10 protein-coding genes are annotated in these 12,916 nt (G+C 41.6%); 5 read left to right on the top strand and 5 right to left on the bottom strand.

Annotated elements, in window-relative coordinates:
• Nucleotides 1–184 precede the first annotated feature (184 nt).
• From ACZ41C_RS14610 to ACZ41C_RS14590, 5 genes are all read left to right on the top strand, one after another.
• Complete coding sequence (locus ACZ41C_RS14610; protein WP_464562480.1) at nucleotides 185–1,303, top strand: pyridoxal phosphate-dependent aminotransferase; 1,119 nt, start codon at nucleotides 185–187, stop codon at nucleotides 1,301–1,303.
• Between the two features lie 79 nt (nucleotides 1,304–1,382).
• On the top strand, nucleotides 1,383–1,922 hold the full coding sequence (locus tag ACZ41C_RS14605; protein ID WP_464562478.1) for a nuclear transport factor 2 family protein: 540 nt from the start codon (nucleotides 1,383–1,385) through the stop codon (nucleotides 1,920–1,922).
• 113 nt (nucleotides 1,923–2,035) lie between these two features.
• The gene (locus tag ACZ41C_RS14600; RefSeq protein WP_464562476.1) at nucleotides 2,036–2,464 is read left to right on the top strand and encodes a DUF6526 family protein; all 429 of its coding nucleotides are present in this window, start codon (nucleotides 2,036–2,038) and stop codon (nucleotides 2,462–2,464) included.
• 503 nt (nucleotides 2,465–2,967) lie between these two features.
• Nucleotides 2,968–3,303: a hypothetical protein gene (locus ACZ41C_RS14595; protein ID WP_464562474.1), complete on the top strand. Its 336-nt coding sequence runs from the start codon at nucleotides 2,968–2,970 to the stop codon at nucleotides 3,301–3,303.
• A gap of 57 nt (nucleotides 3,304–3,360) precedes the next feature.
• Nucleotides 3,361–3,624, top strand: coding sequence for a hypothetical protein (locus ACZ41C_RS14590; protein ID WP_464562472.1), 264 nt, complete (start codon nucleotides 3,361–3,363; stop codon nucleotides 3,622–3,624).
• A gap of 191 nt (nucleotides 3,625–3,815) precedes the next feature.
• Here ACZ41C_RS14590 and ACZ41C_RS14585 read toward each other — a convergent pair whose 3' ends face one another.
• From ACZ41C_RS14585 to ACZ41C_RS14565, 5 genes are all read right to left on the bottom strand, one after another.
• Nucleotides 3,816–5,351, bottom strand: a complete 1,536-nt coding sequence (locus tag ACZ41C_RS14585; protein ID WP_464562470.1) for a YifB family Mg chelatase-like AAA ATPase — start codon at nucleotides 5,349–5,351, stop codon at nucleotides 3,816–3,818.
• A 48-nt stretch (nucleotides 5,352–5,399) separates the two neighbouring features.
• On the bottom strand, nucleotides 5,400–7,187 hold the full coding sequence (locus tag ACZ41C_RS14580; RefSeq protein WP_464562468.1) for a hypothetical protein: 1,788 nt from the start codon (nucleotides 7,185–7,187) through the stop codon (nucleotides 5,400–5,402).
• Between the two features lie 11 nt (nucleotides 7,188–7,198).
• Nucleotides 7,199–8,515 (bottom strand): DUF4249 domain-containing protein, encoded by a 1,317-nt coding sequence (locus ACZ41C_RS14575; RefSeq protein ID WP_464562466.1) that lies wholly within the window; start codon nucleotides 8,513–8,515, stop codon nucleotides 7,199–7,201.
• Between the two features lie 72 nt (nucleotides 8,516–8,587).
• Nucleotides 8,588–9,823, bottom strand: a complete 1,236-nt coding sequence (locus tag ACZ41C_RS14570) for a DUF4249 domain-containing protein (RefSeq protein WP_464562464.1) — start codon at nucleotides 9,821–9,823, stop codon at nucleotides 8,588–8,590.
• 71 nt (nucleotides 9,824–9,894) lie between these two features.
• Nucleotides 9,895–12,696 carry a TonB-dependent receptor gene (locus tag ACZ41C_RS14565; RefSeq protein WP_464562462.1) on the bottom strand — a complete coding sequence of 934 codons (2,802 nt, stop codon included), beginning with the start codon at nucleotides 12,694–12,696 and terminating at the stop codon, nucleotides 9,895–9,897.
• Between the last annotated feature and the right edge of the window lie 220 nt (nucleotides 12,697–12,916).

Raw genomic sequence — 12,916 nt, 5'->3', positions numbered from 1 at the left:
AAAATAAAGTGGTTTGGAAGAATCGGCGTAGCAGTGCTATGGTGATTCCGAAAACGGTAGCAAAGCGCTTATTTTGCCGGCATTTCAAGCTGCAATAGATTTTCTAATGAATAATCTGGGTAAAATATCCTCGATTAACGAGTAACCCCATCTTTTTGTACCTTTTAGGAAAAATCCAAAAGGTATGAACCACATAGACCGAAGAAACTGGCTAAAGACCTTTGCCCTTGGTGGAGGACTAACTATGTTGGGCGGTGCCAACGCCCTGGCATTCACAAACCCTGCAAACAGACCTAGCAATGCAACGTTGGATGTTGCCAAGCTGAACAGCAACGAAAACCCCTTTGGCCCTTCCCCAAAAGTAAGGAAGGCCATAACCGCTGCTTTTGATAACGCTTGTAGGTATCCCTCCATGGTCTTTAGGCCACTATTGGAAAAAATTGCGGAAACCGAAGGTGTTTCCACGGACCATATAGTTGTAACGGGTGGTTCTACGGAAGGACTCAAGGCCGTGGGTCTTACCTACGGACTCAACGGAGGGGAACTTATCGCTGCAGATCCAACCTTCCAGTCCATGATGACCTATGCCGAAAACTTTGGTGCCTATGTACACCGGGTTCCTGTGGACGAGAACATGCAGCACGATTTAAAGGAGATGGAAAACCGGGTCAATGGCAAAACCCGACTCATATTCATCTGTAATCCCAACAATCCTACCGGGACACTTTTGGACAAAAACGACCTCAAATCCTTTTGCGAGCGTACCAGTGAAACCGCCATGGTCTTTAGCGATGAGGCCTATTACGATTTTATCACGGAACCCGATTACCCTTCTATGGTGGAACTAGTGAAGCAAGGCAAGAACGTCATCGTTTCCAAGACCTTTTCCAAGGTGTACGGACTTGCGGGGATGCGAATCGGCTACTTGGTAGCGCGCCCGGATATTGCGAAACGATTGCAAAAAAGTGTGATGGCGATGACTAATGTGCTGGCCATTGAAGCGGCCAAGCATGCCCTGGACGACGATGAATTTTACAAATTTAGCGTAGCGAAGAACATGGAGGCCAAGCAGGCCATTTACAATACCTTGGACGATTTGGATTTGCCCTACATAAAATCCCACACCAATTTTGTCTTCTTTAAAACGGGTAGACCCATTCGAGACATGATGGCCGCCATGGAAAAGGAAAACGTCTTGATTGGTAGGCCCTTCCCTCCCTTCAATGAATGGGCCCGTATCAGTACCGGCACCATGGAGGATATAAAGGCTTTTGATAGGGGATTAAAAAGGGTTATGGGGTGATTGTTTTACTGTTACCTCCAGCTGAAAACTGGCGGAGCGCGGGAAACTGCGAATTAGGAAATAAGATTAATCCATACATATGAATAAAAATAAACTATTTCTAAGCCTAGTGCTTATGCTAAGTGTTACCACCACCTATTCAAATACCACTGCCCTTACTTTAGTGGATACGATGAAAATTTCCAACGATTCACTAAGAATCGAGGAATTGGATTCCTTTTGGGCCGAGGTTTCCAGAACGGTCCGGGAGGGTGACTTTGAAGGTTATAAAGCCACGTATCATGAGGATGCAGTTGTTGTATTTACTACTGGCGAAAACAAATCATCCATAGCTATTACCAAAGCGCTTTCAAATTGGAAGCAAGGTTTCATTGACACCAAGGCTGGAAAAACACAGAATACGGTGGAATTCCGTTTTTCACAGCGTGTGGGTGACGAAAACACGGCGCATGAAACAGGAATTTTTGGTTTCCAATCCAATGATGATAGTGGCAAAACAGCTCCAAAACAATTCGTGCACTTTGAAGCCCTACTCGTTAAAAAGGATAATGGTTGGCTCATGGTCATGGAATATCAAAAATCCAAGGCCACGGAAGAAGAGTGGGCATTGTTGGAATAATGCCCCAGATGGCGCCTAACACTATTTAATGCACATAGGAAGAACCGACACTAGTTACAAAAACGCACGAGCTTGGTTACTAAAATATGAACATCCTTAAATCAAACTAAAAAATGAAAGAACAGAATTTTAAAAATCATGCTAAACTTGTAAAAGGGTTCCATGGACTCTTGTTTCTTGCAATGCTAGCCTTATTGATCGGGTCTATAGTCAACCTAATTCACACCAGTAGTGACAACCTTTATGTAGCATCTTTAGTAGTGCTTATCGCTGTTATATTTTTAATTATGGCATGGTATGTACGCAGTTTTCCCTTAAAAGCACAGGATAGGGCCATAAAAGCTGAAGAAAATTTGAGGTATTATGTACTCACGGGGAAATTATTCCCACAAGAACTGAAAGTATCCCAAATTATAGCGTTACGTTTTGCAAGCGATGCCGAGTTTTTACCCTTAGTAGAAAAAGCTTTAAAAGAAAACTTGACCAACAAAGAAATTAAAAAACGCATAAAAAATTGGCGGGCAGATAATTATAGGGTTTAACACCTTGTCCGAAACCATACTATAACCTACTCTTTTAAAATTTAAAAAGCGTATTTTAAAATCAAACATGAACAGCTCCTGTCCGGGATACCTTGTATCTAGAGACCGACTATAAAGCTAAACCCTCGTTTTTAAAAGGAATAGTGTAATACTGAGTCAAGTGCAGTAAAAGGCGCTAGCACTATTTTTATTTTTATGGAATTTTGCTTTTCTAAGTTTGAGGAGGACGAAGTAACCCAAATAGGTCTTAGCATCGTTTGATATTGCTTACTAGTGAGGGCACTCGTTACATACGAGCGCTAGGGGCGAATAGGTTTCTATGTTTCTTGAATTTGATGTTTCCACCTTTAAGCAACTGACTGTGGTCACCAGTATCAAACTGGCGGCAACGGGTTTTTTTTTGATATATTAATTAAAAATTACTACAAGTTTTTAACGAAATATCGCTCATAAGAATTTTTATTAATTTCTTTACAACTGTATAATCATGTTTAATTGTTTGAATGGCAGATTTTTGGAAAGTTGTAAGAAATCTTGGAGCATTAGTTGGTCTAATCTGGGCGTGCTTTCAGATTTATCAAATTGTTTTTGTAGACAAGTATGATTTAAAAGCCGTTGCCGATACTAACGAATTTCACATTCCAGAACGTCTCGGTTCAATGGACCTAGGCTATGATGGGGTTTTTCAGAAACCCGACTTTGTAGCGTTGTTAAGACTCGAAAATTTAGGTAGCTTATGGTTCAATCAAAGTGTAATAACTATAACAAACGAAGGTGATAATCAGATAAAAGAAATAAATCTTCTAACTAATGGTATGAATTGCTATTATGAATTTTAAGATAGCACGGGAGCGTTAAAATCAGGACAATCGAAAAGCCGAATTTTACTTGGTGATTTGCTGGCAAATGAAACCATAGAGGTTAAAGTTTGGCATACTTTTACGGTCTCAAGTAAAGAGTTCAGTATTTCATTCCCAGAAGGGAATTTTGAAATTGATTATTCCCAAAAATTTCATGGAACAGCAGCAACTGTAGCAAACTTTCTAGATAATATAGACGGCTGGATGATTTTTATAACTATAACTAGCTTGATAGGTTTTATACCAATAAAAGACTCAAATGAAAAAGAGAAGGAGAAAGAACCTAAAAAAGAAGATTAGATGGAATGGTATTCGGTTTTGGCGTCCCGATAGCGCATAAATGTTTTCCGCGCTATTCATTCCCATTCCAGCCATGAAGTAATTGAAGCAGTGAAGAATCTCTTAGGCTTTCAACAGATGCTTCGCTGCGCTCAGCATGACAAAAGGACCTTTTCACAGCTCACTTTTAACTTGAAACTTGAAACTAAGTATCACCCCAACCAACCTTCACGGTCCAGACTTCTGTACTGAATCGCTTCAGAAATATGGTTGCCGTTGATATCGGTGGCATTATCCAAGTCGGCAATGGTGCGGGCCACTTTTAAGATGCGGTCATACGCACGGGCGGAAAGATTGAGTCGCTCCATGGCATTTTTCAACAAGGATTTTGAAGCTTCGTCCAATTTGCAGAATTCGCGAATCTGTTTTGTGTTCATCTGCGCATTGTAATGCACGTTTTCCAGTTCCTCAAAACGTTTTGTCTGCAGTTCCCGGGCCTTGGTTACCCGTTTGCGGATTTCAACACTACTCTCCCCTTTTCGGTCCTCGGAAAGTTTGTCAAAGGGTACCGGAGTCACTTCGATATGGATATCGATTCGGTCTAAAAGTGGACCTGAAATCTTGCTCAGATAGCGTTGCATTTCCGCGGGTGAGGAAGTCACGGGTGCGTCGGGGTCGTTGAAATACCCACCCGGACTCGGGTTCATACTCGCCACCAACATAAAACTACTGGGATAGGTCACGGTGAATTTCGCCCGGGAAATGGTTACTTCCCTGTCCTCCAACGGCTGACGCATCACCTCCAACACCCCGCGTTTAAATTCGGGCAACTCATCCAGGAATAGTACTCCATTATGCGAAAGGGATATCTCCCCGGGTTGAGGATAGGCCCCACCTCCTACCAAGGCCACATCTGAAATCGTGTGGTGAGGGCTTCGAAACGGGCGCTGGCTCATAAGCCCCATGTTCTTAATCTTCCCTACCACACTATGGATTTTGGTCGTTTCCAAGGCTTCGTGCAGCGTCATGGGCGGTAAAATGGAAGGCAATCGTTTGGCGAGCATGGTCTTCCCTGCACCCGGAGGCCCGATCAAAATAATATTGTGTCCGCCGGCAGCGGCGATTTCCATACAGCGCTTGATACTTTCCTGACCCTTGACATCGGAAAAATCGAATTCAGGAAAATCCAGACTCTTGTAAAACTCCTCCCGCGTATCGATGATGGTCTGCTCCAACGGTGTGCCCTGATCAAAAAAGTCGATGACCTGTTTGATGTTCTCAACTCCAAAAACTTTTAGATTTCCAACAATAGCAGCCTCCTTGGCATTATCGGCAGGAAGGATAAATCCCTCAAAACCCTCTTCCTGAGCCTTTATGGCTATGGGCAAGGCTCCTTTAATGGGCTGCAAACTGCCATCCAAGGAAAGCTCTCCCATAATGATATATTTCTCAATGGCTTCGGATTGTATTTGACCCGATGCGGCCAAAATCCCCAAGGCCAACGTAAGGTCATAGGCCGAGCCTTCTTTACGCAAGTCGGCCGGTGCCATATTGATTGTAATCTTCTTTCCAGGGATTTTGTATCCGTTGTTCTGTAGTGCGGCAGCAATCCGGTAGTTGCTTTCCTTTATGGCATTATCGGGCAAACCTACCAGATGGTAGCCTATCCCTTTATCGATATTTACCTCAACGGTAATCGTAGTGGCCTCCACACCAAAAACGGCACTGCCATAAACTTTGGTTAGCATTTAGTTTTCGTTTGGGCTAAAAATAAAAGATTTTGCCGAATATATCCCTTATTGGCTGGTTTTCATAACAGTTACCTCTTTGACTACCGTTATTGGTTTGCCATAGGTAGTAAATCCATTCAATATTACTTCAAAAACACCCTCGACATCCGAAGTGAAAAACTCAAAATTATAGCTGCTAGCCTCCACTTTTACATGTGGTTCCCATAAAAGCAGTCCTCTGTAATCCGGAATCCTTGAGAAATCCATTACTTCATCATCGTAATCCTGTTTGAAATAATTTTTCTTGGCAACGGGCAGTTTCAGAGGAATCGCCACGGAATTTCCATAGGTATGTTCTTCAAGATAATCCCCTTCAAAGGTTTCAATGGACATCATTCCTTGGTATTGCCTCCCTCCCAAGACAAACTGGTCGCGAACAAGGCTTATTTTTTGGATTTTACGTGCATCATAGGACTTTATTTTTTCGTGATTGGGTATAAAGACACCATCTATAAGTACTATGGCAGGAAAACTATTTAACTCTTCGTTATAGGTCTCGAAATCCTGTGATATCTTGATATAATCGGGATCTTTGCCCCCCGACCTGTACCCGGCAAACTTGACGACTTCAACCAAGGTTTCCCCAAACGTTGGAAATCTAGTGAATTCGTCCAAGAAAACTTCCTCAGGGAGTCCACCATCAAAAGGGTCGATGGGGTCACTCGCTATTATGGAATCCGGTTTTGCGGTAAAGAACTGATTCTCCAATTGATTTAAAACACTTCTTTCCTTGATATACGGCGCATATGAATCTGACAACGTAAACTTGGAAAAAGTAATATTTGAAAGATCTAAATTGGCTACCTCACCCTTTTTTATGGAATACATCCTATTTTCCTCCTCAATTTGTGCCAAGGCCATTGGATTCGTATATTTTTTGTTCAAATAGGTATAAAAGTTGCCTTGTGCATCGGTTTGGGCAAATTTCAAAATAAACTCTTTTCCGGGAATAGAAATGATTACAGGAATATCCTTAACCGGCAGTTTTGTTTCATTATCCTGAACGGAACCAAAGAATAGCTCTCCCCGTTGCTCCGGCAAAAAAATGGAATCACCTACTCGCTGTTTTATTTGTTTATCTGCATTGAAGAAATCCTTGGCGTATTGCGTGGCGTTTAAATAAGGTTTAACGGGTTTCTCCTCCTTCTTTTTGACTTTTAAGGTATAAATGCCATAACCGGAAGGTCCTTTGTAGTTGTTTACCGATAAACGAACTTTTTCACGTGTTCCGTAGATTTCTTTTTCAAGGCGAACTGATATTGTTGCCGAGTCCAAAAAATTCTGAAAATCGGTATCAGCCAGTATGTTATTGTTTTCGGTTTGCTCATTTGAATTTGGCACCAATGCGGATTGATCCGCTAGATACGGGTTTATGATGACAATATCATCCGTATACATCTGATCAAAACCACCGTTTCGCATCCATTGGGTATAGGCCAACAACTTGTATCGTCCGGATGGAATGTCCGTACTTACAAAAAAATCACCTTGAGCAAGTCCTTTATCCAAATTTAGTTTGTGTTCGAATATTTGTTCTTTTTCCTCATTAACCAATACTACATAACCTACCCGACTGATGTTCGATGGATTGTTGTTTTGGGCATTGAAGCAATAAAAGGCATAAAACAAATACTCCCCTGAGAATACCAAGGGGCCTGTATGGTCCACATAAGCCTTTTCTTGAGGAAGCTGTTGCAGACTTAAAAGCTCGCTGCCGTCCTTAATAACATACTGCGCCGAAACGCCAAAGCAACAGCAGGCCAGAATTAAATTCAAAAAAAGTATTTTTCGCATGGTTGTTTATTTTAATCGATCCAAAAATCCGGTTTTACATTGCTTCCCAAAACCGTACAATCACCACAGATCCTAGGAACATAAATGTATTCACTGGGACATGGACCTATATCTTCCGTATTAGGACCTGCATAACTGATAAGCCCTAAATTCACTTGTTCTATAATCGATTGGGGACACGGATTGGGGCCCTGCGGCCCTGTATAGCAATAGGATACATGCGATTCATTGGTGGATTGCTCCAAACAGTTAAAAACATAGGGAGGCAGATCCCTGTCTGGGAAAAAGTCCATATAATCAAAAAAGATTCTTTCCTTGGATACCGAAACCACATCGAAAAAACCGATGACCCTATCCCGGTCTCCATTTGCCGAAGTGATGTTCCCCTCGATAAAACCGGGCTGTACCTGGGAAAAAACATTTCCGGACTGACTGAAGTTCCTCAGTTTTTCATAAAACCCGAAGGACTCGCTACCCGTGACCATCTGGGTCACCTCGATACTGTATCTGTGCGAGATCATAAAATCGTCCTGATCTAGGAACCGGATCATGTACCTGTCTAAACCGGTACCATTCACTGTATTGTTTTCAGCAAGTATGATACTATTGGAAACCTGGTTCCCATAGCAAACCTGCTGTTCTGTCTCACGAGGCACTATTTCAAGTTCATAGGTGGGTACGGGCAGTGCGCAGGGGTCATAATTGGAAAGTTTAAAATCGCTTTCATCCCAAAAAGGGGCAACGATTTTATAGGTCTCATCATAACTGAACCGTAGATTGTTGACAGATCCCGAACCCTGGCCGTTGTCAATAAAAATCCCGATTCCCTCTTCACCATCATCGTTGGTCATCCGCTCCGCATATAACTGGTCGACGTCCAAGAAACCTTCAATGACCATAGGTTCAGAAGTATACGTTTTCCCATCGGCAGTCAAAATATTCAAGGTATAGCTCTGGCCCTCTACTGCTGCAAAAGGTTCTACAGATTCATATATGCCCGGACTTATTTCATCGAAATTGTATGCGGTGCCTATAGCGTTCTCTACTGTTACGCGGGCGTTACGCTCATATTTCACTAAATCCCTATCAATATCCCTCTCTGGTGTAAAAGGATTAAAAGTAGAATCTATCTGGGTATCCAATATGGTGTCCATCCTACTTAGGTTAACCCGATGATTCTTAAACTCATTCGTAATCGTCGCTTCGACCACCAAAATGTCCAGTACTCCTGCATTGTTTTCAAGGCCCAGGTCCACTTCTTCAGTACAGCATACCGTCAAAAGACCTACGAAAACCAAAAAAATGTAAAAACGTTTCCTCTTATACATTAATTTAAATTTAGAAGTTTAAGCAATTTAGAATTCGGTTCATAAATTAGTGCTTTGATCATCTTCCAATCATTAATCGATCCAAAAATCCGGTTTTTCATAACTACCAAAAGTTCCACAATCTACACATCCCAATGGCTTGACCAAAAATGGAGCTGCACCGGCCACATTTCCACTACCTATAAGATCTTCGTAGTCCTTATTGTCCGCATGATAGGCATAGAGCCCTGCCAATATACCTTCAATTAATGGCGAACTATTGGTTCCATCAATTATAATCTCCCCACCCTCCCCAGGGGTAGAATGAAATCCCCTTGGATAAAGGGCAGGTGCTCCTGTAGCACAATTCGTAAAATAAGGCGGTAATTCCTCATCTGGGAAAAAGTCCCTATAATTAACGAACAATCGTTTTTCACTGTAAGAACTCAATTCAAAATAGCCAAAAACCAACGCTACATCAGAATTTTGAACTTGTATGTTTCCTTCCAAACGACCGGTTTGTACATTGCTAAAAATACTTTCTAAACTTGAAAAACTGTTCAATGTTTCAAAGAAGGCCCTTGCATTGATATCGTGGTGGTATTGCTTGACCAATATGCTATATCTATGGGATATAGAAGGGTTTTCAGACGTTAAAAAGCGGACCTGAAAATCATCCAATCCGCCCGTTTCCAATGCTTCGGTAGACCCTAGAATGATGTCATTGGATGCACTATTACCAAAACAAATATGCACAGGTTCCGTACGCCCAGCTATGGTAACTTCCCAACCATCGCCATCATTGATGTCATAATCTATCTCATCCCAATCAAAGGGGTTTGGATAGGGTGCCACAATTTGATAAGTTTCTTCAAATTCAAATCTAAAGTAACCCGATTGGCCAGAAATATCTTCATTGTCCAACAGAATCGCTAATCCATCCGAGATAAATCCATTAAGCCTCCTTTCGGCACGCAAGTCTACGATGGGTACTTTGTTTGGCAACCTTACTTCTTCGGACATATACCTAACTCCATCTCGTGTGATTATTTCGAGCTTATATATACCACTGCTTTTTAAGGATAAGTTTCCCTCATTGGTATAATTTCCAGGTTCAATTTCCTTAAAACCGATACGCCCACCCATTTCATCAATTAAAGCCACTAAGGCTCCCTTTTCAGGGGATGGTTCTGAATCCTCCAACGCAAAGGTTCTCGATAGAAAAATTGTTTGCTTATCATTCCCATCTGTAATCCTAGCATCCACGACTAAATACCCCTCTAAAACGTCGGTTATATTTTCAATTTCAAAATCATCAATACAGGCCATTAGACAACAACATAGGCAGCAAAAAGAAACCAACTTCCATTTATGTATATTGCGCCTTCTCAACATAGTCCTTAAAACTTAAAATTATAAGTGATGGATGGTATAGGGATAGCAAATATGGAACTTTGTAAGGCCTTTACCTCACCATTTTCCGTCACAAAGAATACCGAATAGGGATTGTTCCTTCCCAAGACATTATATACCGATATGGTTACAAAACTATGGGCGAGTTTGTTTTTCTTGTGGTTCCCTTCGATATTCAACCCTAAATCCAACCTATAAAAGTCAGGAATACGGAATTCGTTTCTGTCACTAAAGGCCACAAAATCGGCATTGTTAAAACGAAAGGTGCCAATGGGATAAGTAACCGGCCGTCCTGTTTGGTATACAAAGTTGGCCGATATGCTATACCTTCTGGTGATACGATAATTGGTGATAACACTTACATCATGAGGCCTATCAAAATTGGACGGGAAAAATTCGCCGTTATTGATTCGTTCCTCACTGAATTCACTATCAAAACGATACAATGATCTGGAATAGGTATAACTAAGCCACCCATTTAGATTACCCCGATTCTTCTTTGCCAAAAATTCCACTCCGTACGCTTTGCCTTCCCCTTGCAGTACTTCGGTCTCCACGTTCTCGTTCAGAAACAGGTCGGCCCCCGTCTTAAAGTCCAGCACATTGTCCATTCCCTTGTAATATCCCTCCAAGCTCAATTCATATTCATTTTCCTTAAAGTTCTTGTAGAGGCCCAATGAGGCTTGATACCCTGTTTGGGGAGCAATATTCAAATCAGAAAGCTTCCAAGTATCTATGGGGGACACAGTGGTATTGTTAGAAAGCGTATGTAGGAACTGATACGAATTATTAAAGCTGGCCTTTATGGAAAAATCAGGTGTAAAAAGATACCTTGCCGAAACCCGGGCCTCAGGTCCACCGTAGGTTTTTATTATTTCCGCCCCATCATAGATTAGGGTCTCCTGTACGGTGGATTCATTTTTAGGGAGTCCTTCTTGATAGCGCTGCTGGGTTCCCGGACCCAAAGCGGCAAAAAAGGCATACCTCACCCCTAAATCCAATAAAAACTTTTCACTTAATTTGAATTCATCCCCCAAAAACAGCGCCCCTTCCAAAGCTTGTTCCTTATCAATTCTTATTGTGCTAATATTTGATTCATTCCCGTCCGGGCGAATACTTCCAGGGTTGACCGAATAATATTTTGCCGAAATACCATAATCCAGTGTATTCCTTTCATTCAGTAGGGTCCTAAACTTATATTTGAACTCTGTTTCATTAATACTATAATCCAGGTTAAAATCCGTGTTTGCCTGTCCGTCAAAATCGATTCCAAAACCATAATTACTATTGCCCAGCACCATGGCCGTTGTTGTCCTATCGCCAATTTTTCTGTCCCATCTCAACGAAAACAACCTGTTATCATAATTGTAAAGTGAGTCCGAAGTAATACTAAAGGCGTCCCGACTATAATATGCCGTTGCCTTTACCTCGTTATTGTCATTGATATTGTGGTGATATTTTAGAATGCCGTCAAAAAAACTGGCATTGCTATTATTCAAGGAAGGTTCGTCCAAAGAGCGTAAAATCCAATCGGCATAGGCACCTCGTCCCCCAACCACAAGGGAGGATTTTTCCTTAACTATGGGAATTTCAAGAGCCAGATTACCGGTAACCGGACCTATGGATCCTTCTCCTGCCAATTTCTCCACATTTCCGTTTTTGGTCCGTATGTCAAAAACCGAGGATAAACGACCACCAAATTCGACGGGCATAGCACCTTTGTAAATGTTGACGCCTTTTGTAGTGAATGGATTTAATGCTTGAAAAATCCCGAAAAAATGTTGCGGATTGTAGATGACCGCATCATCTAAAAGTACCAGGTTTTGGTCCGTTTTACCGCCGCGCACGTTTAACCCGGTGGCCCCCTCCCCTGCCGAAGAAATACCGGGAAGAGCCTTAGCAACCTGTAAAATATCGCGTTCTCCCAATACCAAGGGTATATTTTTGGAAGCCTCGGAATCTATTTGCTCACTTCCGGTATCGGCATCTTCAACGTTCCTTGCCGCGTCTGCCTGCACTACTACTTCATCCAATTGTTGCAGTCCCTCCTCCAACATCAAATCCAAATTACCGTCATTGTACATGATTACTTCACGTTCCGTAGAAGCTATACCCATGGCCCTAACGACCAAAACATTATATCCCGAGGACAATTGGATCGAAAAATTGCCATCCCCATCCGTTATGACAAAACCATCTCCATTCTTAACACGGATGGTCAAATCAGGAACAGCTTCACCACTTACAACGTTTATAGCTTTTCCAGATAAGGTGTACTCCGGCCGCAGGTTGTTGGGGTCCGACTTTCCAATCCGCACAAGGGGATATCTTTTGGCGGTTGGCCGTACCTCTTCATTGTAAAAAGTTGGAGGCGGGGCATTTGACCTTTGCCCAATTGAACTGTCCGCTTCTTCTTTTGTTGGATCCTTAAAAAATCCATCGGGCAATTCATCATAAATAATGGCATTTTTGATGATGAATATCCGTTTTTCATCCTCTTTTATGTAATAGTTATAACTAGTAGAAGCCAAGACCTCGTTTAAAACCTCATCCAATTCCCTTGAAGAAACATTGAGGGTTACCGTTTCTTGATCCATTCCTTCTTCCAAAAAATAAAACTTATAATCCGTCTTGGATTCCAAATCCAAAAAGACATCCTTGAGCGATGTGTTTGTATAATTTCCAGAAACCAAAGATGTTTCTTGCCCAAAGGCACAAAAACAAAGTCCCATTAAAAGAAAGGAAAAATAAAGCGAGGATGGCAATCTATAGTACGAAAGTAAGGTCATTTGATGGGATTGGTTTTCTTAAAAATAAGGGAAATTTATTTGTAATACCGCCAACACCTGAATTTCCGAACGGAAAATCACATAATAATAATTTAATACCCTCAAAAATTTACTTTTAAGAGTTGGACAACACCCAAATCCAAAATTTCGTATTTTTAAAAAATGTAAATCACTATACAGCACTTAAATCTAGTTAGGCGTCCTAAAAATTTTTTGCCAA

The organism is Maribacter sp. C-4077, assembly GCF_055378385.1.
Note: the sequence above shows the minus strand (reverse complement) of the source record. Positions and strands in the feature narration are given on the sequence as shown.

Bases quoted from the DNA above. Each gene is read 5' to 3' on its own strand.
- ACZ41C_RS14570 (WP_464562464.1), bottom strand. From the start codon at position 9,823: ATGGCCTGTATTGATGATTTTGAAATTGAAAATATAACCGACGTTTTA.
- ACZ41C_RS14610 (WP_464562480.1), top strand. From the start codon at position 185: ATGAACCACATAGACCGAAGAAACTGGCTAAAGACCTTTGCCCTTGGT.
- ACZ41C_RS14585 (WP_464562470.1), bottom strand. From the start codon at position 5,351: ATGCTAACCAAAGTTTATGGCAGTGCCGTTTTTGGTGTGGAGGCCACT.
- ACZ41C_RS14575 (WP_464562466.1), bottom strand. From the start codon at position 8,515: ATGTATAAGAGGAAACGTTTTTACATTTTTTTGGTTTTCGTAGGTCTT.
- ACZ41C_RS14595 (WP_464562474.1), top strand. From the start codon at position 2,968: ATGGCAGATTTTTGGAAAGTTGTAAGAAATCTTGGAGCATTAGTTGGT.
- ACZ41C_RS14580 (WP_464562468.1), bottom strand. From the start codon at position 7,187: ATGCGAAAAATACTTTTTTTGAATTTAATTCTGGCCTGCTGTTGCTTT.
- ACZ41C_RS14605 (WP_464562478.1), top strand. From the start codon at position 1,383: ATGAATAAAAATAAACTATTTCTAAGCCTAGTGCTTATGCTAAGTGTT.
- ACZ41C_RS14565 (WP_464562462.1), bottom strand. From the start codon at position 12,696: ATGACCTTACTTTCGTACTATAGATTGCCATCCTCGCTTTATTTTTCC.
- ACZ41C_RS14600 (WP_464562476.1), top strand. From the start codon at position 2,036: ATGAAAGAACAGAATTTTAAAAATCATGCTAAACTTGTAAAAGGGTTC.